Source organism: Cellulomonas sp. Leaf334 (assembly GCF_001424195.1).
Classification (GTDB): domain Bacteria; phylum Actinomycetota; class Actinomycetes; order Actinomycetales; family Cellulomonadaceae; genus Cellulomonas.
The window spans coordinates 1213616-1236103 of sequence record NZ_LMOO01000001.1 but is presented as its reverse complement, the minus strand read 5'-3'; the positions used below and the strand labels follow the sequence as shown (position 1 = coordinate 1236103).

Genomic DNA, 22488 nt, shown 5'->3' with positions numbered 1-22488 from the left:
GTTCGATGCCCCTCTTCATGGATGTCCACACCCTCGATGCACCCGTCACCCTCGACGACGTGTCCAAGGCCCACGCCGCCGACCTGCAGACCCAGGGACCCCAGGGTGTTCAGTACCTTCGCTACTGGGTCGACGAGAAGCACGCCAAGATCTTCTGCCTCGTCGACGCCCCGACGGCCGACGCGGCCCAGTCCGTGCACCGTGAGGCGCACGGACTCGTGGCCGACGAGATCTATCAGGTCGTCGAAGGCGCCTGACCGGCTAGGTCCCCTGCGCCATGAGCGACCGCGGAGAGCCGAGCGAGCTGAATCACAGCTACCGGCAGGCAGGACCTGGGCGGCGGATCGTCCGGCGCCAAGCGGCTGCACGCCCGATGGCCAAGCTGTACGGCGTCATCCAGCAGCCTCTCGACGAGGTGGTCTACCGGCTGTCGTCCCGTCGGACGACCGCGTCAGGGTGGCTGTCCGGTCTCGAGATCGCGATGCTCACGACAACGGGAGCGAGAACGGGAATCTTGCGGACCGTGCCGGTGCTCCCGCTGCCCGACGGCGACCGGGTCATCCTGATCGCCTCGAACTTCGGACGAGCGCACCACCCGTCCTGGTACCACAACCTGCGCGCCCATCCCCGCGCCACGATCGTTCTCGGTGGCTCCACCCGGGACGTGGTGGCCCGCGAGCTGCACGGAGCCGAGCGGGAGAGGTGCTACCGACGTGGGGAGGAGATCTTTCCTGCTTTCAGCTCCTATCGCCTGTGGGCGCGGCGCGAGATTCCCGTCCTGGTGCTCGACCCGGTCGGCTGAGCCGAGGATCGAGCGTCCACGCGGTCGGCTCACACGTCGTCGTCCGGGGGCGTCGTGGCGCCGTCGCGTTCGTCGCGCTCGGCCCAGCCGAGGAGCGGTGCGAGGTCGAACACCGCGTCGTCGATGCCGGCGTGGAGGTCGCCGAGCTCGGCATAGCGGGCGGGGACCGTGCGCAGGGTGCAGTCGCGGGGGTCGACGTCGTCGATCTCGTCCCAGCGCAGGGGCGTCGACACGGTGGCGTCCGGGGTCCCGCGGACCGAGTAGGCCGAGGCGATGGTGTGGTCGCGGGCGTTCTGGTTGTAGTCGACGAACACGAGAGACGGGTCCCGGTCGCGCCGCCACCATGCGGTCGTGACGTCGTCCGGTGCCCGGCGTTCCACCTCCCGCGCGAACGCGAGCGCTGCTCGGCGCACGTCGGCGAACCCGTGCTCGGGCTTCGTCCGGACGTAGACGTGCAGGCCGGAGCCGCCGGAGGTCTTCGGCCAGCCGACGGCGCCCAGCTCGTCCAGGACCTCGTGCGCGACGTGCGCGACCCGCCGCACCCGGTCGAACGGGCAGTCCGGCATGGGGTCCAGGTCGATGCGCCACTCGTCCGGGCGTTCGGTGTCGGCACGGCGACTGTTCCACGGGTGGAACTCGACGGTCGACATCTGCACCGCCCAGATCACGTGGGCCAGCTCGGTCACGCACAGCTCGTCGGCGGTGCGGCCGAAGCGCGGGAAGTAGACCTCGACCGTCTCCATCCACGACGGGGCGCCGCGTGGCAACCGCTTCTGGTGCACCTTGTCCCCGGCGACACCCGTCGGGTAGCGGTGCATCATGCACGGGCGCTCCTGCAGCGCACGCACGATCCCGTCGCCCACGGAGAGGTAGTAGCCGGCGAGGTCGAGCTTGGTCGCCCCGCTGGCGGGGAAGTAGATGCGGTCGGGGTTGGAGAGCCGCACGGTGCGGGACCCGACCTCGAGCTCGACGGCGGGTGAGTGTTCCGGGGCCATGCCTCATTCAAGCGCGCAGGGCGCCTCGCGGCTGGAACCTGAGAGCTTTGCCAGGAACTCGACGGGCCGGTCCTCGTCAGCCGACCTAGCATCGGCCGGGCTGGACCGACGGTCTCGTCGGTCCGGCACCAACCACCCTGCAGAGGAACCCCGTGGGCATCCAGACCTCGCTCGACGAGCTTCGCGCAGCGACGCGCATCGTCGAGGGCATGCGGCTCGCGGACGAGCTCGCCTTCGAGAGCACTCGTGACCCCGGTGTCCGGACGATCCGGGTGCTCCGGGGTGCGCTGCTCGACGCCGACCAGCTGGTGGCGATCGCCGCGGTGCACGCGCTGGGAAAGATCGGCGACGACGAGGCCTCACGCGCAGTGGCCCGGCTGCTCTCCGACGACCGGCCGTTCATGCGCGAGCACGCCGCGTGGGTGCTGGGCTCGGGGCTGCCACGTGCGGACGCGGTGGCGCGCCTCGTCGGCATGACCCGGGTCGGCGGGTTCGGCGGGATGCTCGCCCAGCGGACGCTGGAGCAGTGGTCCTCCGGCGCGCCGGAGCAGGTGGCCGTCGGCCTCGAGGCGGCGCTGCTCGGGGTGACCGAGCCGGAGGCGCGGGCCCGCGTGGTGGAGACCCTCGGGCTCGTGCGGCACGCCGTCGCTGTCCGGCCGCTCCTGGAGCTCGCCGGTGACACCGGCGAGGACGGGCTGGTGCGCGGCGCGGCGGTCGCCGCGCTCGGTCAGCGCCCGGGTGACGGCGCCGTCGTCGGGCTCCTCGACGGCCTGGCCGCCGGGGACGACGAGCTGGCGGACGTCGCCCGGCTCGCGCTCGTCGACATCGAGGCTGCCGCGTCGTGGCGGCGGGAGCCCGCGCGCCCTGGGCTGAGCGTCGCTCAGCTGTTCCTGCACGCCGACATCGACGCGGGCCTGACCGCGGCCGGGGCGGGCGACAACGGCGGCATCGCGACGCTGCTGGTGCGGCTCGGCGATGCGCTCGTCGCCCCGGACCTCCTCACGCGACCGGTGGACCGGGTGATCACCATCTCGCGGGGATCGGTCGTGGAGGCCGTCGCCGACCTGGGGGCGCTGGACGGCAGCGGGCACCACTATGGTCGGGTCCCGCTCCGGCGCGAGCCGGTCCCGATGGCCGCGGCATGGTCGCTGCGCGTGTCAGCGCGTCGTGGCATCCGGCGGGTCCTGCGTGCCGCGGGCGGGCTCGACCTGCTCCACCTGCGGATGGCCGACGTCGGGAGCCTGGCCGCTGCCGACGTCGCGAGCGAGCTGGACATCCCCACCGTGTTCACGGTCGCGCCCGACCCGCACGCCGTCATCCAGTCGCTCGACCTGGCCGGCCGCCTGACCCGGCAGAACTTCGGGGAGGTCGACGCAGCCGAGCACTTCTGGTTCCGCGCTCGGCTCGTGCAGCGGCTTGCCGCCAACGCCGCGCACACGGTCCTGTTCCCTCGTCCGGCGTTGCGCCGTGACATGCGCGAGCTGGTGGGGATCGACGTCATGGCGCACCCCGAGCGGCACACGATCGTCCCGGAGGGTGTGGACCTCGTCGTCGTCGACCGCGCCGTGGCAGAGGCAGAGGCATACGCCGCGGGCGGCGAGCCGACGGACGCGTTGGCGGAGCTTCGCGCTCTGGTCGACGGGTTGCCGAGCGAGCGCCGGCCGCTGCCGCTGATCGTGAGCGTCGGGCGTCTGCACCGGGTCAAGGGTGTCGCCACGCTCGTGCAGGCGTGGGCGAGCGGCGGTCTTCGCGATCGGGCCAACCTGCTCGTCGTCGGTGGTGACCTGGAGCACCCGACGGCCGACGAACGCGAGCAGCTGGACCTCATCGATGCCGCCGTGCCCGCGACCGAGCGCGAAGCCGCGGGCCTGCTGCTCCCAGGCCATCGACCGAACGACGTGGTCGCTCGCTGGGTCGCGGCCGCGCGCACGGGGTTGCCCGGGCGCAGTTCGCCGCGGGGGATCTACGTCTGCGCGAGCCTCAAGGAGGAGTTCGGCATCGCGCTGCTCGAGGCGATGGGGTCCGGCCTCGTCGTCGTGGCGCCCGACGGCGGCGGCCCGGCGACGTACGTGGAGGAGGGCGACACCGGCTTCCTCACCGCCACGTGGCACGTCGACCGTCTGCGCACGGCGATCGGGTCCGCGCTCGACGCCTCGCTCGCCGAGACGGATGATCGGCGTGCGGGCCGGTCCCGCTCGACAGTTGCACAGAGCTTCACCATCGAGCGCATGGCAGGCACGCTCGGGGACCTCTACCGACGGGTCGCGGCCGACGAGGTCGCGAACCGGTCGGCCCTGGTCGGCCCGGGATGACGCTGCTCATCATCAGCCCGGACTACGCCTCGCACCTGCTCCCGCTGGCCGCCCTGGGCGCCGCGTGGCGCGACGCGGGGGAGCGTGTGGTCGTCGCCAGCGGGGAGGCCACCGCGGGCATCGCCACCTCGTTCGGCTACGAGAGGGCGTTCCTGCAGCTGGGCCGCGGGTCCAACCCCGGGGTGATCCGCGCCGAGAAGCAGCCGGACGACGAGGCGGACTCGTTGCGCGGGTTCTTCGACGCCACCCGGCTCGGGATGGTTCCGACGCTCGCGTACCAGGCGCGGGAGCGGCTGGTCGACCTCATGTGGCGGCCCGTCGAGAAGGCGCGAGCCACTCTCGACGTCGTCGAGGCCGTGCGCCCCGACGCCATCCTGGTCGACCACCTCGCGTACGGGGCGCGCCTCGGCCTGTGGGCGGGTGACGTCCCCTACGCCGACGTCGTCCTCGGGCACCCGACGGCCCTGCCGGTGGGCGACGAGGTCTACGGCTTGCCGCCGCGGTGGCCGCGAGCCTTCGATCCCGACCCGGCCGAGCTGGCCGAGCTGGAGGTGCTGTGCCGACGGGTGGCCGCCGGCTTCACGGTCGAGTGGAACAGCGCCGGCGCCGAGCTCGCGCCGGGGCGGGCGCCGGTCGACGACGCGTTCGCCCTGCACGGTCCTCTGGTGCTCTTCCACTACCCCGAGGAGCTGGCGGCTCCGGAGCGTGCGGCGGAGCTCCCGCCGCACCGGTACCTGGGTGGCAGCCTCCGTGCCGAGCCGGCCGACCCCGAGGTCGACGCGTGGCTCGGCACCGCGGAGCCGTTCGTCTACGTCAGCTTCGGCAGCTTCCTCTCGGTCCGCTCCGACGTGCTGCGGACCGTGGTCTCGGCGCTTCGCGGGGCAGGCGTGCGGGCCGCGATCGCCAGCGGCGCGACACCCGTGTCCGAGCTGGGGGAGCTGCCCGACGGGTGGCTCGTGCGCGAGTACCTCCCGCAGGTGCGCCTGTTGCGGACGGCGTCCGTGCTGGTGACGCACGGGGGCAATAACTCGGTCACCGAGGCCGTCGGCACCGCGACGCCGATGCTGGTCCTGCCGTTCTCGACGGACCAGTTCGCCGGTGCCGCGGCCATCGAGCGGGTCGGTGTCGGCGAGGTGCTCGACCCCAACCGGGCCTCGGTCGGTGAGGTGCGCGACGCGCTCCTGCGGCTGCTGGATCTCACGGGCGCCGGCGCGGACCTCCTCGCGGCGGCGGCCGGTTCCCTCGCTCAGGACTCCGGGCCGGCCAGGACGTTCCGCGCGGTCGGAACCGTCGCGATCAGCTGAGGTGCGGCGGGCGTCTGCGTGACGCCTGTCTGTGGGCGCGGGCTGGTTCCCCGCTGGAAATGATTAGGACCCTGGACCGGCCGACGTCGGTGTCCCAGGGTGGGCCCGTCCGCGTCGCCGACCCGCCGATCGAAGCGAGCTTCCCCCATGAGCGTGCGCCGCCTGACCGCCGTCGTCGTGGCTGCGGCCGTGTCCGTCGCGGGCGGGTTCGTCAGTGCCGGCCCGGCCGTCGCGGCCGAGGAGCCGGTCGCCGTCACCGTCGACGCCCACGCAGGGCTGGGCACGGTCCCGACGTTCGGGACGGGTGCCAACCACGCGATCTGGGACACCGAGCTGGGCAGCCCGGAGACGTCGACGCTGTTGAAGGCGGCCGGGGTGACGATGCTGCGGTACCCCGGTGGGTCGTACGCGGACATCTACCACTGGGAGGACCACACCGCGCCGGGCGGGTACGTCGCGCCGAACACGGACTTCGACACGTTCATGGCGGGGGCCCGGCGCACGGGCGCCCAGCCCATCGTGATCGCGAACTACGGCACCGGATCGGCCGAGGAGGCCGCCGGCTGGGTCCGGTACGCGAACGTCACGAAGAAGTACGGCGTCACGTACTGGGAGATCGGCAACGAGAACTACGGCAACGGCCACTACGGCACGAGCTGGGAGGCCGACGACCACGAGGACAAGAGCCCGACGCAGTACGCGAACGAGGTCGTCGCCTACGCGGCGGCGATGAAGGCGGTCGACCCGAAGATCAAGATCGGCGCCGTGCTGACCACGCCGGGCAACTGGCCGGACAACATCGTCGGGCCTGGCGACTCCGCGCCCTGGAACGAGACCGTGCTGTCGATCGCGGGGCCGTCCATCGACTTTGTGATCCTGCACTGGTACCCGGGTGGTACCGACGCCGGCGACGCGCTGGCGAAGCCCGAGCAGGTGGTCGACATCGCGGAGATGACGCGCGCGCAGATCACCCGGCACGCCGGGGCGAGCTCCGGCCGGATCGGCATCTCGCTCACCGAGCTCAACGCCGGCTTCGGCATCAACACCCAGCCGGGTGCCCTGTTCGCTGCCGACACGCTGCCCGCGCTGTGGGCTGCCGGGGTGTTCACCGTGGACTGGTGGAACGTCCGCAACGGCATCGGGACGGTGAGCACGGTCGCCGGGCAGACCGACTACGGCGACTTCGGGCTGTTCTCCAGCGGCAGCTGCAACGCCGACGGCTCGGTCTGCGAACCGCCGCTGAACACCCCGTTCGCGCCGTACCACGCGCTCGCGCTGCTCGACAGGTTCGCCAACGCGGGGGACCAGCTGCTGCGGGTCACGACGAACGACCCGGCGGTCCGGGGGCACGCCGTGCGGCGGCCCAACGGGGAGCTCGCGGTGATGCTGCTCAACGAGGATCCCGACCGTGCGCGGACCGTCGCCGTCGACTACGCCGGATACACGCCGTCGCCGAACGCGCCCAAGGTCTGGACGTACCTCAACGGGGGCACCGGCATCGTCGAGAGCCGTACGGGCACCGCTGCGTCGCAGACCCTGCCGGCGTACTCGCTGACCACCTTCACGATCAAGCCGAAGCTCTCCCGCACGCTTCCTCCCACGGCCGGCACCCCGATCGTGTCCGCAGTGACCGACAGCACGGCGACCGTCACCTGGAAGGCGGTGCCGGCCAGCGTCCGCACCGCCGGCTACGACGTCCACCTCCAGGACGGGGACGACGCCCGGCTGGTCGGTCACGTCACCGGCACCTCCACGACGCTGACCGGTCTGGAGCCGGGCAGCCGGTACACCGTGACCGTGGTGACCACGGACAAGGCCGGTGCCCAGAGCTGGTCGACGCCCGCGGTCGCGTTCGTCACCGGCACCCCCGCCGAGAGCGGGTGCAGCGTCCGCCTGACCAACGCCTCGGACTGGGGCAACGGGCACGTCGGCAGCGTCGACATCACCAACACCGGCGACGTCGCGGTCGACGGCTGGACCCTCGGGTTCACCTTCCCCCGACCGTGGCTGAGCTTCGGCGGCGGCTGGAACGGGACCTGGACCGCCAGCGGCGACGCCGTGACCGCGACCAACGTCGACTGGAACGCCACCATCGCACCGGGTGCCACGGTGAACGTCGGGTACGTCGGCAACTACGGCGGCCCGAACGTCCTGCCGAACCTGTTCACGCTCAATGGCACGCTCTGCACGACGACCACGTGAGAGGGATCACGGGGGGCTCTCACGCCGCCACGTGCGCGAGCCGCTGAGGCGGGCGGCCGCAACGCTCAGGCGAGGAGGGACCCGGCGGGCGGACGGGTCGTGGTCACACCCGGCCCGAGGGCCGGGATCCCCGCACCGTCGGCTCGGGTCACGAACGGCGACGTCATGGCGCGGACGAGTGCGCCGTAGCCGAGCCCGAACCGGAGCTCGTCGCCGACCCCGACCTGGTGGTCGCCGAGGTCGAGGACCAGGTGGTCGCTGCTCATCCCGAGCACGGTGACGCCTGCCGGCGGGATGAGGCCGTCGAGGTCGACGTCCTGGCGTCCGAGGGCCACGATCGCCTGGCGGCGGGTTCCCCGCCCGATGCACACCGGCGGCTCGCCGTAGGCCGCCTGTGCCCGGTTCCCCCAGGGTCGCGCGGGCTTCTCGGCGACCTCGATGACCTCACCGACCAGCGTGAAGGCGTCGGTGCTGAGGCCGGCGACCGGCGTGCGACGGAGTGGTTCGGTGCCCAGCAGGATCGACTCCCCGAGACGCAGCTCGTTGGTGCGTCCGAGCCGGGTCGTGGTCAGTGCCCAGTCGAGCGTTGCGGAGTTGCCCGCGGAGACGACGTCGAGGGTGAGGTGGTGGCGCGCCTCGGTCGCCTCGACGATCCGGTGCAGCACGGCCATGTTCGTGTCATCGGGGACGACGCCGTTCTGGCAGGCCAGGTTGGCTCCCAGGCCGAGCAGCCGCAGCGACCGTGACCCCAGGACGACCTGCACGGCTGCCGCCACGTCGTCGACGGCGATCCCTTCGCGGAGGTCGCCGAGCTCGACCATCAGGATCACGTCGTGACGGAGGCCCGCCTGGGTCGCGGCGTCGTCGAGGGCGGCGATGACCGTGGGTCCGGTGTTGAGGCTGGCGCTCGCGGTGCGGACCACCTGTGCCGCCTGGCTGATCATGGGTGAACGAATCAGGGTGCGAGGCACCGGGACGTCCAGGCGAGCGAGGTTCTCGACGCGGGAGTCGCCCAGACCGGCCACCCCGCCCCGGATCATCGCGGCAGCGACCGCGGGGGATCCGAGGGTGGCCTTCGTGACGCCCGTGACGCGGACGTCGCGGGTCGCCAACCTGTCGACCAGGACGCGGGTGTTGTGCTCGACCGCAGCGAGGTCGATCTCGATCCGGGGGGCGCTCACCGGATCGACGTGCGGGGTGCCACCTTCGGTGCGAGCTCGGGGAACGCGAGCAGGACCATGTCGACCAGGTCCTGGCCGGGCCGGGTCAGCGGGTCGGTGACCGGGAGGCCGAGCTCGAGGTGGTGGTCGCTGATGGACCGGTCGAGCTCGAGGTCCGTCATGTCCTCGTGGTTGATGGTCACGCCGATCACCTGGGTCTGCGCGAACGCCTCGATCATCGCGATCTCGCTCGCGACGGTCGGCATCGGCACCATCGGGAAGTCCCCGAGCACCTGACGCTTCGGCGCGTGCTGCACGATGACGCCCTGCGGGCGGCTGCCGCGCAGGATGTGGCCCGACGTGAGGTACGCCGGGTGGCTCAGGGCGCCCTGCCCCTCGACGACGATCACGTCGGGGTTCTCACCCTCGAACGCGGCGACGACCTGGTGCTCGACCTCGCCCGAGCAGAACTGCGGGACGAGCGCGTCCAGGGCGACGCCGTACTTCCCGCCCTGGATCAACGTGGTCTGGCCGGTCCCGACCATGACGGCGTGGATCCCCTGGGCGTTGAGGGCCTGGACCAGCAGCGTCGCCGTGGTGCGCTTGCCGATGGCGCCGTCGGTGCCCAGCACCGCGATCCGAGGGCAGGTGACGTCGAAGATCCGGCCGGAGAACAGGTGCAGGTCGCGCGTGGCCTTCGGGCGACGCACGTCCGTGATGGTCACCCCCGCGATCAGCGCGGCGGCGACGAACTCGGCGTCGTCGTTGAGGAACTCGTGCAGACCGTTGATGACGTGCATGCCGCGGGCGATGCCGTCGAGCAGCACGACGCGCTGGGCCTCGGACAGCAGGCCGTCCGCGGGTGCGAGACCGCAGATCAGGTAGTCCGGGACGGACCCTGCGTCGGCGACCGCGTCGCCCAGCGTGGCGACGATGGGGATGCCGTTCGGGACCCCGTCGAGGAACGTCCCGGCGTCGGCACCGGCGGACCTGCTGTCGATGACGCTGAGGATCTCGTACTTCTCCGAGTGGCGGACCAGGCCGTTGCCGGTCTTGCCGTCCTGCTCGCCGAACTGGCCCTCGCAGTAGACGACCGCTGTCGAGCCGGCCGGCAGGGCGAAGGGAGCGGCCGGGGCGGCCTCGTCGAGACGTGACGGATCAGTGGTGAGCGCAGACAAGGTGTTCCCTCTGAGAAGGCTCAGAGGAGGCGACGGGATCGTGGCCGGGCGGTGCGCCCAACGGTCAACGAGTGGTCTGCACTGAGTGCCGGAAAAGTTGCCGACAGCCCTGACAGTAGTCGCTCGACGTCGACATTCCTGCACCGGTGCCCGTTCGGCCGCACCGACCCTCAGGTGGGACGCCTCTCCAGCCGGACGACGATCGCCTTCGAGACCGGGGTGTTGCTGCCGAGCGCGGTGCTGGCCAGCGGGATCAGGATGTTGGCTTCCGGGAAGTACGCGGCGGCGCAGCCGCGGGAGGTCGGATAGGCGACGACGCGGTAGCCGCGGAGCCAGCGGTCGGGCTCGCCGGGCCACTCGCTGGCGATGTCGACGCGGTCGCCGTCGGCGAGGCCCAGGCCGGCGAGGTCCCCGGGATTGACGAAGACGACGTCACGACCACCCCGGATGCCGCGGTAGCGGTCGTCGAGGCTGTACATCGTGGTGTTGAACTGGTCGTGGCTGCGGATGGTCTGCAGGATCAGCCGGCCGGGCGGGCACTCGACGGGGACGAGGTGGTTGACCGTGAGCATCGCCTTGCCGGTGGCCGTCGGGAAGGTGCGGGAGTCCCGCGGACCGTTCGGCAGGACGAACCCGCCCTCGCGTCGGACCTGCCGGTTGAAGTCGGCGAACCCGGGCACGACGCGGGAGATCGAGTCGCGGATCAGGTTGTAGTCACGTTCGAACCCGGCCCAGTCGATCGGCCCGTCGTCGCCGAGGACGGCGCGGGCGAGCCGGGTGACGATGGAGACCTCGGAGAGCAGCAGGTCCGAGACGGGCGGGAGAGGTCCGTGGGTCGCGTGCACGGCGCACACCGAGTCCTCGACGGACACGAACTGCGGTCCGGTCTCCTGCAGGTCCACGTCGGTCCGTCCGAGGGTCGGCAGGATGAGCGCCTCGGCACCGGTCACGACATGCGAGCGGTTGAGCTTGGTGGACACCTGCACGGTCAGGTCCGTGCCGCGCATCGCTGCCTCGGCGGCGGCGGTGTCGGAGATCGCGGCGACCAGGTTGCCGCCGAGGGCGAACCAGACCCTGACCTCGCCGCGCTGCATCGCCTGGATGGACTGCACGGAGTCGAGCCCGTGGCGACGCGGCGGCTCGAACGAGAACTCGGCGCCGAGGGCGTCGAGAAAGCTGTCCGGCATCCGCTCCCAGATGCCCATGGTGCGGTCGCCCTGGACGTTGCTGTGCCCACGGATCGGGGAGGCGCCGGCGCCGGGCTTGCCGATGTTCCCGCGCAGCAGCAGGAGGTTGATGATCTCCTTGATCGTGTCGACGCCCTTGCGGTGCTGGGTCAGGCCCATCGCCCACGTGATGATGACGCGGTCGGCGGCGAGGTAGCGGTCGGCCAGCCGGTCCATCTCCTCGACGGTCAGCCCGGTCGCCGTGCGCACCTCCTGGTCGTCGAGGGTCGCCAGGTGGGTGCGGAGCTCGTCGAGGCCGAGCGTGTGCTCGGCGAGGAACTCGTGGTCGAGGACCGTGCCGGGGTTCCGGTCCTCCGCCTCCAGGACGCGCCGGGAGACCCACTGCAGCAGGGCCATGTCGCCCCCGCTGCGGATCTGGAGGAACTGGTCGGCGAGGTCGCTCCCGCGGCCGACGATCCCGCGGACGGTCTGCGGGTTCTTGTAGCGGCGCAGGCCCGCCTCGGGCAGCGGGTTCACGGAGACGATCGTCGCGCCGTGCCGCTTGGCGTTCTCGAGCGCGGTGAGCATGCGTGGGTGGTTGGTGCCGGGGTTCTGGCCCATCACGATGATCAGGTCGGCCTGCGCGAAGTCGTCGTACGCGATGGTCGACTTCCCGACGCCCACCGTGGCGAGCATCGCCGTGCCGGTCGACTCGTGGCACATGTTGGAGCAGTCGGGCAGGTTGTTGGTGCCGAAGGCGCGCACGAACAGCTGGTAGACGAACGCGGTCTCGTTGGCGGTGCGACCGCTGGTGTAGAACGCGGCCTGGTCGGGCGAGTCGAGCCCGCGCAGCTTCCCGGCGACCAGACGGAACGCGTCGACCCAGCTGATGGGGACGTAGTGGTCGCTGCCGGCGGGCTTGTGGACGGGTTCGACGAGCCGGCCCTGCTGGCCCAGCCAGTACTCCGACCGGTCCAGCAGGTCGGTGAGGGAGTGCTCCGCCCAGAACGACGACGGGACGGTCGCCGTGCTGGCCTCCCACGTGACCGCGCGGGCACCGTTCTCGCAGAACTCGACCCTCCCGCGGTGCTCCGGGTCCGGCCACGCGCAGCTCATGCAGTCGAAGCCGTCCTTCTGGTTCACCTTGGTCAGGAGCTTCAGGGCGCGGCCGGGCCCCATGCCGTCGAGGGCGTACGTCATGGCGCTGACGACCGACGGCAGCCCGACGGCCCACGCCTCGGGCGGGTGGACGCTGAACCGGGGCTCGCGGGCCATCAGACGTGCACCTGCACGCCGACGCGCTCCGGCCGCGAGTACACGACCATCGACGACCCCCGCAGGAAGCCGACGAGCGTGATGCCGGACTCGTGCGCGAGGTCCGCGGCGAGCGACGACGGCGCGGAGACGGCCGCGAGGACGGGGATGCCCGCCATCAGCGCCTTCTGCGTGAGCTCGAACGAGGCGCGACCCGAGACCATGAGCACCGTGCCCCGCAGCGGCAGCCGACCGTTCGTGAGCGCCCAGCCGACCACCTTGTCGACGGCGTTGTGGCGGCCGACGTCCTCGCGGAGCACCAGCAGGTCACCCGTGGTGCCGTCGAACAGGCCCGCTGCGTGCAGCCCACCCGTCGTGGCGAACACCTCCTGGTGCTCGCGGAGCCGGTCCGGGAACGTCGCCAGGAGGTCGGCCGGCAGGACGAGCCCGTCGTCGTCGACCGTCCAGTGCGAGTGCGTGCGGACGGCGTCGATGCTGGCCTTGCCGCACAGCCCGCAGGACGACGTCGTGTAGAACGAGCGCTCGAGGCTCGGGTCGGGCGCGGGGACACCGTGGGCCAGCGTGACGTCGAGGACGTTGTACGTGTTGACGCCCTCGTCGGTGGTGCCGGCGCAGTACCGCGCGGTGACGACGTGCTCGGCGGCGGTCACCACACCTTCCGACACGAGGAAGCCCGCGGCGAGCTCGACGTCGTGTCCTGGGGTGCGCATGGTGACGGCGAGCGACCGGCCGCCGACGCGGATCTCCAGGGGCTCCTCGGCGGCGAGGACGTCCTCGACCCGGCGCGCGCCGCCGCCCAGGTCGATCCGCGTCACCCGTCGTCGGACCGCGATTCTCTGCATGCCTCACTATCGCTCGTCGGTGCCCCGCTCGGGCAGGCGTTCGTCCGACGACGCGACGCGGGCCGCCGCCGTCACGGGATGCCCGCGGCGGCGACGTGCCGGGCGACCTGCTCCTCGGTCAGCGCGTAGGTGTAGAGGGCGACCTCGTCGATGACGCCGAGGTAGTTGTCGGTGCCGAGGGTGGTCGGGTCGTCGAAGGGCTGCAGGTGGGTGCCGATGACGAAGCGGGCGTTCACGGCCGGGTCGCGGTCCGGCACCTCGACGTGCCACACCTGTCGGTCGAGGTGGACGTTCATCGAGGTGCCCGACATCGACATCGCGACGTAGTGCCAGCTGCCGTCCGTGGGGAGGTAGCCCTGCAGGTGGACGGGTGCGGTGTCCTGGTCGGCCTGGTAGAGCAGGCTGCCGTAGCTGAGGTAGAGGCGGTCGCGGAAGCCGTCCGGGGTCCGCAGCTCCGCGATCGTGGACGCGGGGCCGCTGTCCCACCAGCCGCGTGACATGAGGAACGCCTCGAACGTGAAGTCCGTGGTCTCGGCGTACGTGCGGGTCGACGCGATCGCTGCGGCTCCGTCGAGCTCGGTCGCCGAGTTCACGGCGGTCTGGCCGGGCAGCGCGCCGACGACGCCGGCCTTGATCGGGGATCCGCGGTAGCCGCTGTCGTGACCGTTGCCCGAGGAGTCGACGGCGACGTCGCCGGACTGCTCGTCCATCCGGAAGAACAGGAACGGGCGGTCGGCCAGCACGGCGTCGCCGTACGGTCCCAGCCGCGCTGCCGCGACGGACCACGTGCTGGTGGCGGCGGCGGTCGTGGCGCTGAACGCGGCCGAGCTGGGGGTGGCGCTCTGGGCGACGAGGACCACGACGACGGCGGCGGTCGCGGCGGTCGCGAGGGCGCCTGCCCGGCGTCGGCTCTGCTCGCCGGTCGCGAGGGCGAGAGGCTGCTCCGACGAGCCTCGCGCGAGCAGGACGAGGCCGACCGCGGTGCCGGCCAGCGGCAGCCACTGGGCCGACGTCCACCAGACGACCGGGTAGCCCACGAACGGAACCCGCAGCCGGCCCATCGTGACGTCGCCGTCGGTGACCGGGGTCGAGTCGGGGTCGGCGTTGGCGTCGCCCTTCGTGATCAGCGCGCCGTCGTCGGCGATCGCGTGCACGCGGTGGGTCAGCAGGCCACCGTCGTCGGTCGCGGGGTCCACGACCGTGACGATCTGGCCGGTCCGGACGTCGGCGATGTCCATCGGGGCGGAGGCGACCACGTCGCCCACCCGGAGGGTCGGCATCATCGACCCGGACTCGATGGCGCCGACGGTGAAGCCGAGCATCGAGAAGATCAGCGGCCAGACGGCCAGACCGGCGAGCACCGCCAGCGCGAGACGCGACAGCGTCACGCGGACGGTCGTGACCCAGCCCACCGGGCAGGGGACCGGCTCGGCGCGGTGGCCGCTCATGGTCTGTCCTCCTCGGTGGGTGGTGTGCGTGTCGACGACCGTGCGGCCGTCAGCTGGTCCGGGCCTCCCAGACGAAGGTCAGCTGCGTGCCGGCGCCCTGCAGGGTGTCGGCCGCGGTGTCCGGGAGCTCCCACGTGACGACGTAGTCCTCGCCGGCCGTCGCGGCGGGGGCCCAGGTGCCGACGCCGTCGGCGAAGGTGGTCTTGGCCGAGAACCCGGCGAGCGTCCCGTCGTAGACGAGGGTGCCGTCGACCGTCACGGTGAGCTCGAGTGCCGCGGCGAGCGCGCTGGAGGTGTCTCCGTCCTCGGCGTACATGCGCACGTCGACCGGCGTCGTGCCGGTGTAGTCGACGGCGACCGTCTGGGTGCCGGTGTTCCCGGGGACGATGTCGTCCGCCGTGAAGACGGCCGCTCCCACGTGGTCGTTCGTCAGCTGGACCGTGCTGGTCGCGAAGGTGCTCGCGCCGGTGCTGGTCTGGGCCGTGAAGGCGGCGGACGACGCCTGTGTCACGAGCAGGCCCGAGACGAGAAGGCCGACGGGGATCGCGGCGAGCTGGGTGGTCTTGCGTCTGTCCATGAGGTCCTCCTGGGGTACCTCCCGAGCGCCGACCTGTTCGGCGCGCGCGTGCCTCTAGTTCACCCCGGACGACCCTGCGAGCGGATGGGCCCAAGGTCCTGAACATCTGTCCAGATGTGTCCTGGGGCAACCGGCCACGTGGTCTCGGCGTCGGCGGGCGGCGCTGCGGTCGCCTCCCCCCAGGTTCTGGCGGAGGCTGGGTCGGTGCCGAACCGCCTCGCATCCGCGACGAGCCCGTACCTGCTGCAGCACGCCGACAACCCCGTCGACTGGGTCGAGTGGGGGGACGCCGCGTTCGCGGAGGCGGCGTCCCGTGACGTGCCTGTGCTCGTCTCCGTCGGATACGCCGCGTGCCACTGGTGCCACGTCATGGCGCACGAGTCGTTCGAGGACGAGGCGACCGCGGCGTTCATGAACGAGCACTTCGTGTGCGTGAAGGTGGACCGCGAGGAGCGCCCCGACGTCGACGCCGTCTACATGGCGGCGACGCAGGCGATGACGGGGTCGGGTGGCTGGCCGATGACGGTGTTCACGACGCCGACGGGGGAGCCGTTCTTCTGCGGCACGTACTTCCCGCCCCGCCGCGTGCAGGGGATGCCGTCGTTCACGGAGGTGCTCGCGAGCGTGGCGGCGGCGTGGACCACGCGCCGGGGCGAGGTGGAACAGAGCGCGGGGGTCATCGCGGAGGCGCTGGCGGAGCGGCCGGCCGCGGGGGAGCAGGTCGGCCTCGACGTCGTCGAGCGGGCGCTCGCGGGTCTGGCGACGACGTTCGACGCCGCGCGTGGAGGGTTCGGTGGGGCGCCGAAGTTCCCGCCGTCGATGGTGCTGGAGTGGCTGCTGCGCCACCACGCGCGCACCGGTTCCCCGGACGCGCTCGCGATGGCGGAGGCGACGCTCGACGCGATGGCCCGCGGAGGGATGTACGACCAGCTCGCGGGCGGCTTCGCCCGGTACTCCGTCGACGCCGCCTGGGTGGTCCCGCACTTCGAGAAGATGCTCTACGACAACGCGCTCCTGCTCCGCGTGTACGTGCACGCCTGGCGGGCGACGGGTTCGGCGCAGGCGCGCCGCATCGCGACCGAGACTGCCCAGTGGCTGCTCGACGACCTGCGCACCGCCGAGGGCGGCTTCGCGTCGTCGCTCGACGCCGACAGCGAGGGCCGCGAGGGGGCGTTCTACGCCTGGAGCCCTGCACAGCTGCGGTCCGTGCTCGGGGACGACGACGGCACCTGGGCGGCGGGCGTCCTGGGCGTGACCGACGAGGGCACGTTCGAGCACGGGCTGTCCGTGCTGCAGCGGCGCGTCGACCCGCCCGACCCCGTGCGGCTCGACGACGTCCGGGAGCGGCTGCGGGCGGACCGGGAACAGCGGCCGCACCCCCCGCGGGACGACAAGGTGGTCTCCGGGTGGAACGGGCTGGCGGTCGCGGCGCTGACGGAGGCCGGTGCGCTGCTCGACCGACCGGACCTGCTCGACGCCGCGACGGTGGCGGCCCGCTTCCTGCGGGCGACGCACGTGCGTCGTGCACCGGACGGGTCGGCGCGCCTCGTGCGGGCCTCGCGCGACGGGGTCGCCGGCGCCGCGCCGGGCGTGCTGGAGGACTACGCGCACGTGGCCGACGGGTTCCTGACGCTCAGCGCGGTCACGGGTGACCCCGCCTGGTTCGACGCCGCCGGGGACCTGCTGGAGACGGTGCTCGTGCACTTCGCCGCCACGGACGGCGGGCTGCGGGACACCGCCGACGACGAGACCGACGCCGTCGTGGGGCGGATCCGCGTCCTGCAGGACCCCGCCGACGGGCCGACGCCGTCGGGCCAGTCCGCTGCGGCGGCCGCCCTGCTGACGTACGCGGCCCTGGCGGGATCGCTGCGGCACCGGGAGGCGGCCGAGCGCGCGCTGCGGGGTCCGCTCGGCATCGCGACACGTTTCCCGAGGGCGGCGGGAGCGGCGCTCGCGGTGGTGGAGGCCCTGCTCGACGGACCGCGGGAGGTGGCGGTCGTCGGGGATGACGATCCCGCGCGGCGCGCCCTGCACGCCGTCGCTGTCCGGTCGACGGCGCCTGGGCTCGTGGTCGCCGTGGGCGTACCGGGCGCGGAGGTCCCCCCGCTGCTCAGGGACCGGTCGGGACCCGCCGCCTATGTGTGCCGTGGTTTCGTGTGCGACCTGCCGACGACCGACGTCGACGTGCTGGCCCGACAGCTCGGGCGGTGAGCGGCGGGCGTCCGCCATCCGAGACTGCTTGACAGCATGTGGACGGGTGCTCACACTCGTCGCATGTCCATCACCAGCACCGCGGGATCCGTCGACGTCATGTCGACGCGCCGGTGTCTGTGTCGAATGTGTCTCTGAGGACCTCGTCCTCCCGGTCCGTGCAGCTCTGAGGAGCTCTCTGCAGGTGTGTCACCGCAGGTAGGACCTGACCCGCCGCCCCGCGGCGCAGCCCGACACCGTGCTCGACGGTGCGGACCGACAGTGGACATCGCCAGACCTGGAGCACACCTTGCCGAACCGTACCCGTATCGACCTCCTCCCCATCCAGGAGGTCGTCGCGACCGCCTCACCGCGCGCCTGGCGCGACGGGCTCGTGATCGCGCGCGAGCCCGACACGGTCACCGTCGCCCTGCTGGACGGGGACGCGACCGTGCTGGCGACCAGGGCGGCGCCCGCGATCGGGGAACCCGTCGCGGTGCACCTGGTCGCCGAGGTGCTCGCCCTGGGTGGCGCCTGGTACTCGGCGCGCCCCGTCGTCGGTTAGGCCGTCTGCATCGAGGACATCGCCATCCGGCAGGCCTCGACCATCGCGGTGCACGCCGAGGCGCAGATCCGGCAGTGCTCCGACATCTCGGCGTGCATCATGCACTCCGCGGCGCACGCCTCACCCATCGCCATGCACGCCGTCATCATCGAGGTCATCACGCCCATGTCGTAGCCGGCGGGGCGCAGCATCATCCGCATCATCGTCGTCGCGACGTCCGCGGTGCTCATGCACATCGAGGCACATCGCCCCATGCCCTCGCCGCCGTCCGCGTCGGCGCACATGGTGGCGGCCATCGCGGCTGCCGAGCACGCCTCGACGCAGTCCTGCATCATCGGCATCTGCATACCGGTCATCCCTGCCATCGGCATGGACTTCATCATGTCGGCCATCATGCTCATCGCTGGTCACCCCTCGTCGCTGCCCGCGGATCCTGGTCCGAGCGACGTTACGCCGGGCCGCGACGGTCACGCCACGGGTGTGTCGGACCATCCCGGTGAGCGCCGTGTCCGGCCGGGGGAGACGCCGACCTCCCGCTTGTACGCGCGGCTGAAGGACGCCTCGGAGTCGTACCCGAGCTCGGCGGCCACCTCGCGCACGGTCGCGCGCCCGTAGCCGAGCCGGTCGGACGCGACATGCATGCGGACGCGCGTGACGTACTGCATAGCTGGCTCACCGACGACCTCGGTGAACCGTGCGGAGAACGCGGACCGGGACATCGTCGCCTCGTGCGCCATCGTCGCGACGGTCCACGGCCTGCCGGGCTCGCGGTGCACGGCGGTGATCGCGGCGCCGAGCTGCGGGTCGCGCAAGGCGCCGAGCCAGCCGGTGCTGATCTGCTGGGCGTCCAGCCAGGCGCGGATCGACTGGATCACGAGGATGTCCGCGAGCCGGGTGGTCACGGCCTCGCCACCGGGCCGGGCGTGGGTCAGCTCCTCGGTCGTGAGGGCGAGAGTGGCCGCCATCCACGCCCCGCCCTGCCGGCCGTCGACGTGCACGACCGAGGGCAGCAGGTCCAGCAGGAGCCGGGAGGCGGCGCCGTCGACGGAGAGCACGCCGCAGATCAGCTCGACGTGCGAGCCGGTGCCCTGGTGGCGCAGCACGGAGTAGTTCGGGCTGAGGAACTCCTGCGGCAGCTCGTCGACGCGGCCCATCGACGGCACCCCCGGGGCGCTGCGCAGCAGGTGCCCGCGTCCGTGCGGGACCAGCGCGAGGTCGCCCGGCACCAGCCGCACGGGCGGTGAGCCCTCGACCTCGACCCACGCCTCGCCGGCCGTCACGACGTGGAAGCTGACGCAGTCGCCGAACGCGGGCATCTCGACCCCCCACGGGCCGTCCGCCTCGGTGCGGCTGTAGAACACGCCGGTGACGCGCAGGTGGTGCAGGGCCTCGCCGACGGGGTCGACCGGGGTCCAGGGGAGATCGACGACGGTCACGCGTCCTCCTGGATGATCTGTCATGGATTGGCGACGACTCATCATAGACCGTCCAGGGCGCCGCTGATGAGGTGGAAACCACAGGAACCCGCACCGCATCGAAGGAGTCAGATCATGAAGGTTCTCGTCGTCGGAGCGACGGGCGGCTCCGGCCGTGCCGCCGTCACCGAGCTGGTCAGCCGTGGGCACGACGTCACCGCTCTCTCGCGGCACGCGTCGTCGCTGCCGGGGGTCCGAGGGATCGACGGAGACGCCACCGACGCCGCCACGGTGGACCGTCTGGTCCAGGGCAAGGACGTCGTCGTCGTCACGCTCGGCATCAGCGAGAGCGCCGTCCGGGTCCGCCTGCGCGGACCGTCGGGCACGCCGCTCGACATCCGCTCGCGAGGCACGCGCACGGTGCTGGCCGCGATGCGGCGCCACGGGGTGCGCCGCGTGGTCGTGCAGACGTCCTACGGCACGGGGCCGACGAGCGTCGGCCTCCCGCTGGTCAACCGGCTGATCTTCGCGCTGCTGCTCCGGCCGCAGATCGCGGACACCGAGCGTCAGGGCGTCGAGCTGCGCGCGAGCGGCCTCGACTGGGTCGAGGTCCAGCCGGTCACCCTCACCGACGAACCGTGGGCCGGTGCGCCGACGACGTCGACCGACGGGGCCATCGAGGGCACGAAGGTCTCGCGCGCGCAGGTCGGCTGGTTCCTCGCGGAGGCGGTCCAGGACGCGACGCTGACCGGACGGACCGTCTCGGTGTCCGCCGGTGCGGCGGTCCCGGTCACGGTGTGAGCGTCGTGGCCTCTCCGGCGCGCAGGTCGAGGCGTTCGGAACCGCCGCCGTGGCGGACCAGGACCGTGCTGTCCCGGTCCGCCACGAGGCGCGCGACGGTGAGCGCGTGCGCGTCCCAGGCGAGGTCGACCGACACCCCGCCGCGCGCCCGCAGCCCGCGCACGGCCCCCGACGGCCACGAGGGCGGGAGAGTCGGCAGCAGGTGCAGCTCGCGCGACGCACCCACCGTGCGGTGCGACTGGAGCAGGAGCTCGGCGACGCCCGCGGTGAAGCCCAGGTTGCCGTCGACCTGGAACGGCGGGTGGGCGCAGAAGAGGTTGCGGTAGACGCCGGCGCCCGAGCCCGCCGGTCGCAGGAACGCGTCCACCATCGCCTCGGCACCCGCCGGGTCGCGCAGGCGGGCACGCAGGCTGAGGCGCCACGCCAGCGACCAGCCCGTCGAGTCGGGGCCGCGCGCGTCGAGCGTGGCCAGCGCAGCCCGCGCGAGGTCCGGCGCCTGGTCGGGGTCGATCGACGTGCCCGGGTAGACGCCGAACAGGTGGCTCTGGTGCCGGTGCTCGGGCTCGGCGTCGACCACGTCGTCGAGCCACTCCGCGATCCGACCGTCGGGTGCGACGCGTTCGGCGGGCAGTCGGTCGAGAGCGGCCCTCGCCTCGGCGACCAGGTCCGCGGGCGTGCCGAGCCGCACGACGTTCTCGAGGAGGTCGCGGGCCATCGCCAGGTCCGCGGTGGTCGACGTGGTCACCGACGCGGGCAGGCCGTCCGGGGCGACGAAGGTGTTCTCCGGGGACGTCGACGGCTGGGTGCCGAGCGTCCCGTGGGGGAGCTCGACCAGCCAGTCGAGCACGAACCGTGCGGCGCCGACCAGCACGGACGGGTCGGGGAGGGTGCCCGTGAAGTCGTGGTGGTCGACCAGGTGCCGGACGAGCCAGACGCCGCCGAACGGCCAGAACGACCAGGACGGGTCGCTCGCTCCGTCGCCGACGGGCTCGGTGAACGCCCACGCGTCGGAGTTGTGGTGCGCGGTCCACCCGCGCAGCCCGTACAGCTCGGTCGCGGTGCGGGTCCCGGAGGCGGCCAGCTCGCCGATCCAGCGCAGCAGCGGCTCGTGGCACTCCGCGAGGTCCGTGCTCAGTGCCGGCCAGTAGTTCATCTCGGTGTTGATGTTGATCGTGAAGTTGGACGACCACGGGGGCCGCACCGCGTCGTTCCAGATCCCCTGCAGGGTCATCGGCAGTGTTCCCGGGCGCGACCCCGCGATCAGCAGGTACCGCCCGTGGTGGAACGCGAGCGCGGCGAGCCCCGGGTCGGGCTGCCCGGCCGCGTGCCGACGGAGCCGCTCGTCCGTCGGCAGGTCGCTCGCGGTACCCGGCAGGTCGAGGGACACCCGGCCGAACAGCGCGGCGTGGTCGGCGACGTGCTCGTCACGCAGTGCGGCCACCCCGCGGGCCGCGGCGGTCGCCGCGATGGCGGACGCCTCCGTCCGCAGCGCGTCCGCGTCCCCGTGCAGGGGGGTCGTCGCCCCGGCGTAGTCGGTCGCGCTCGCGACGACGACCGTCGCCCACGTCGCGTCGCGCAGCAGCAGACCCTGGGCGTCGGCGGCGACGACGCCGTCCGTGACCACCTCGACCGCGACGGCCGCCGTGATGCTGGTCCCGGGTCCGCGGTCGCGGACGACCTGCGCCCCGGCCACGTAGTCGGGCGGTGCGTCCGACGGCAGGCGCAGCGTGGCCGACCAGCGCGAGCCGTCACCGGTCGGCCGGTCGAGGGGGTGCTCCGAGGTGAGCCGGACCCGTAAGGCCCCGCCGGACCACGTGCGGTGCACCACGACGACGGACGCGGGCCGGCTGACGAACGCCTCCTGCGCACCGGTCGCCCACGTCTGGCCGGCGACGCCCTCGTCCAGACGCAGCCACCGCTCGTACCCGTCGGGCGAGGTGTCCTGCTCCAGCCAGAGGTCCACGAAGGGCTGGTACGCCTGGACGAAGCCGCCCTGCAGCTGCTGGACCCGCCGCTCGGCGTCCCGCACGTCGCCCCGGCCGAGGGCGTCCCGGGCGGCCGCCAGCGCGGCGGGGCCGTCGGGTGCGGAGCCCGAGCGGGGGGCTCCCGACCAGCAGGTGTCGTCGTTGAGCTGGAGCCGTTCGACCGCGACGCCCCCGAAGACCATCGCGCCCAGCCGGCCGTTGCCGAGCGGGAGCGCGTCCGTCCAGAGGTCCGCGGGGGCGTCGTAGCGCAGGGTCGTCTCGGTCGTCACGC

The 22488-nt window shown here is 72.7% G+C and carries 18 protein-coding genes; 8 read left to right on the top strand and 10 right to left on the bottom strand.

Annotation, left to right across the window (positions count from 1 at the left end; translation table 11 throughout):
* The first annotated feature begins 17 nt into the window (after nucleotides 1-17).
* On the top strand, nucleotides 18-257 hold the full coding sequence (locus ASF78_RS05455) for a DUF4242 domain-containing protein (RefSeq protein WP_235518402.1): 240 nt from the start codon (nucleotides 18-20) through the stop codon (nucleotides 255-257).
* A gap of 116 nt (nucleotides 258-373) precedes the next feature.
* Entirely contained in the window at nucleotides 374-802 is a 429-nt protein-coding gene (locus tag ASF78_RS05450; RefSeq protein ID WP_056585537.1) for a nitroreductase family deazaflavin-dependent oxidoreductase, read from the top strand.
* A 29-nt stretch (nucleotides 803-831) separates the two neighbouring features.
* Here the strand turns inward: ASF78_RS05450 and ligD are convergent, their stop codons facing one another.
* A complete protein-coding gene (gene ligD / locus ASF78_RS05445; RefSeq protein WP_056585535.1) occupies nucleotides 832-1797 on the bottom strand; it encodes a non-homologous end-joining DNA ligase in 966 nt (321 codons plus the stop codon).
* Between the two features lie 152 nt (nucleotides 1798-1949).
* Between ligD and ASF78_RS05440 the strand changes: the two genes are divergently transcribed.
* From ASF78_RS05440 to ASF78_RS05430, 3 genes are all read left to right on the top strand, one after another.
* Nucleotides 1950-4109, top strand: a complete 2160-nt coding sequence (locus ASF78_RS05440; RefSeq protein WP_056585533.1) for a glycosyltransferase — start codon at nucleotides 1950-1952, stop codon at nucleotides 4107-4109.
* Nucleotides 4106-5413 carry a glycosyltransferase gene (locus ASF78_RS05435; protein ID WP_056585531.1) on the top strand — a complete coding sequence of 436 codons (1308 nt, stop codon included), beginning with the start codon at nucleotides 4106-4108 and terminating at the stop codon, nucleotides 5411-5413. The genes ASF78_RS05440 and ASF78_RS05435 overlap by 4 nt, the downstream gene beginning before the upstream one ends.
* Before the next feature lie 147 nt (nucleotides 5414-5560).
* The gene (locus ASF78_RS05430; RefSeq protein WP_156374046.1) at nucleotides 5561-7615 is read left to right on the top strand and encodes a cellulose binding domain-containing protein; all 2055 of its coding nucleotides are present in this window, start codon (nucleotides 5561-5563) and stop codon (nucleotides 7613-7615) included.
* Nucleotides 7616-7680: 65 nt separating this feature from the next.
* Here ASF78_RS05430 and ASF78_RS05425 read toward each other — a convergent pair whose 3' ends face one another.
* From ASF78_RS05425 to ASF78_RS05400, 6 genes are all read right to left on the bottom strand, one after another.
* A complete protein-coding gene (locus ASF78_RS05425) occupies nucleotides 7681-8796 on the bottom strand; it encodes an alanine/ornithine racemase family PLP-dependent enzyme (protein WP_056585529.1) in 1116 nt (371 codons plus the stop codon).
* Entirely contained in the window at nucleotides 8793-9953 is a 1161-nt protein-coding gene (locus tag ASF78_RS05420) for a DUF1611 domain-containing protein (RefSeq protein ID WP_235518401.1), read from the bottom strand. Before ASF78_RS05420 ends, ASF78_RS05425 begins: the two co-directional genes overlap by 4 nt.
* A 170-nt stretch (nucleotides 9954-10123) precedes the next feature.
* Nucleotides 10124-12394 carry an FdhF/YdeP family oxidoreductase gene (locus ASF78_RS05415; RefSeq protein WP_056585527.1) on the bottom strand — a complete coding sequence of 757 codons (2271 nt, stop codon included), beginning with the start codon at nucleotides 12392-12394 and terminating at the stop codon, nucleotides 10124-10126.
* Entirely contained in the window at nucleotides 12394-13236 is an 843-nt protein-coding gene (fdhD, locus tag ASF78_RS05410) for a formate dehydrogenase accessory sulfurtransferase FdhD (RefSeq protein WP_056585525.1), read from the bottom strand. The genes ASF78_RS05415 and fdhD overlap by 1 nt, the downstream gene beginning before the upstream one ends.
* A gap of 71 nt (nucleotides 13237-13307) precedes the next feature.
* A complete protein-coding gene (locus ASF78_RS05405; protein WP_056585523.1) occupies nucleotides 13308-14684 on the bottom strand; it encodes a signal peptidase I in 1377 nt (458 codons plus the stop codon).
* Between the two features lie 49 nt (nucleotides 14685-14733).
* The gene (locus ASF78_RS05400) at nucleotides 14734-15261 is read right to left on the bottom strand and encodes a hypothetical protein (RefSeq protein ID WP_056585521.1); all 528 of its coding nucleotides are present in this window, start codon (nucleotides 15259-15261) and stop codon (nucleotides 14734-14736) included.
* A 204-nt stretch (nucleotides 15262-15465) separates the two neighbouring features.
* Between ASF78_RS05400 and ASF78_RS05395 the strand changes: the two genes are divergently transcribed.
* Together ASF78_RS05395 and ASF78_RS05390 are read left to right on the top strand one after the other, a co-directional pair.
* A complete protein-coding gene (locus tag ASF78_RS05395; protein ID WP_056588201.1) occupies nucleotides 15466-17472 on the top strand; it encodes a thioredoxin domain-containing protein in 2007 nt (668 codons plus the stop codon).
* Nucleotides 17473-17761: 289 nt separating this feature from the next.
* Nucleotides 17762-18016 carry a hypothetical protein gene (locus ASF78_RS05390; protein WP_082494949.1) on the top strand — a complete coding sequence of 85 codons (255 nt, stop codon included), beginning with the start codon at nucleotides 17762-17764 and terminating at the stop codon, nucleotides 18014-18016.
* On the opposite strand, the gene ASF78_RS05385 is transcribed toward ASF78_RS05390, so the two are convergent.
* Both ASF78_RS05385 and ASF78_RS05380 read right to left on the bottom strand, forming a co-directional pair.
* A complete protein-coding gene (locus ASF78_RS05385; RefSeq protein ID WP_056585517.1) occupies nucleotides 18013-18417 on the bottom strand; it encodes a hypothetical protein in 405 nt (134 codons plus the stop codon). The two genes, ASF78_RS05390 and ASF78_RS05385, sit on opposite strands and share 4 nt — an antisense overlap.
* Nucleotides 18418-18483: 66 nt before the next feature.
* Nucleotides 18484-19452, bottom strand: coding sequence for an AraC family transcriptional regulator (locus ASF78_RS05380; RefSeq protein WP_235518399.1), 969 nt, complete (start codon nucleotides 19450-19452; stop codon nucleotides 18484-18486).
* Nucleotides 19453-19566: 114 nt separating this feature from the next.
* Here ASF78_RS05380 and ASF78_RS05375 point away from each other — a divergent pair, with 114 nt between their 5' ends.
* Nucleotides 19567-20232, top strand: a complete 666-nt coding sequence (locus tag ASF78_RS05375; protein ID WP_056585513.1) for an NAD(P)-dependent oxidoreductase — start codon at nucleotides 19567-19569, stop codon at nucleotides 20230-20232.
* Here the strand turns inward: ASF78_RS05375 and ASF78_RS05370 are convergent.
* Nucleotides 20222-22486 carry a glycoside hydrolase N-terminal domain-containing protein gene (locus ASF78_RS05370; protein WP_056585511.1) on the bottom strand — a complete coding sequence of 755 codons (2265 nt, stop codon included), beginning with the start codon at nucleotides 22484-22486 and terminating at the stop codon, nucleotides 20222-20224. The genes ASF78_RS05375 and ASF78_RS05370 overlap by 11 nt on opposite strands.
* Nucleotides 22487-22488: the final 2 nt, after the last annotated feature.

Excerpts from the sequence above, each read along its gene's own strand:
- ASF78_RS05400 (WP_056585521.1), bottom strand. The coding sequence starts at position 15,261 with ATGGACAGACGCAAGACCACCCAGCTCGCCGCGATCCCCGTCGGCCTT.
- ASF78_RS05385 (WP_056585517.1), bottom strand. The coding sequence starts at position 18,417 with ATGAGCATGATGGCCGACATGATGAAGTCCATGCCGATGGCAGGGATG.
- ligD (WP_056585535.1), bottom strand. The coding sequence starts at position 1,797 with ATGGCCCCGGAACACTCACCCGCCGTCGAGCTCGAGGTCGGGTCCCGC.
- ASF78_RS05450 (WP_056585537.1), top strand. The coding sequence starts at position 374 with ATGGCCAAGCTGTACGGCGTCATCCAGCAGCCTCTCGACGAGGTGGTC.
- ASF78_RS05375 (WP_056585513.1), top strand. The coding sequence starts at position 19,567 with ATGAAGGTTCTCGTCGTCGGAGCGACGGGCGGCTCCGGCCGTGCCGCC.
- ASF78_RS05415 (WP_056585527.1), bottom strand. The coding sequence starts at position 12,394 with ATGGCCCGCGAGCCCCGGTTCAGCGTCCACCCGCCCGAGGCGTGGGCC.
- ASF78_RS05435 (WP_056585531.1), top strand. The coding sequence starts at position 4,106 with ATGACGCTGCTCATCATCAGCCCGGACTACGCCTCGCACCTGCTCCCG.
- ASF78_RS05430 (WP_156374046.1), top strand. The coding sequence starts at position 5,561 with ATGAGCGTGCGCCGCCTGACCGCCGTCGTCGTGGCTGCGGCCGTGTCC.
- ASF78_RS05405 (WP_056585523.1), bottom strand. The coding sequence starts at position 14,684 with ATGAGCGGCCACCGCGCCGAGCCGGTCCCCTGCCCGGTGGGCTGGGTC.
- ASF78_RS05455 (WP_235518402.1), top strand. The coding sequence starts at position 18 with ATGGATGTCCACACCCTCGATGCACCCGTCACCCTCGACGACGTGTCC.
- fdhD (WP_056585525.1), bottom strand. The coding sequence starts at position 13,236 with ATGCAGAGAATCGCGGTCCGACGACGGGTGACGCGGATCGACCTGGGC.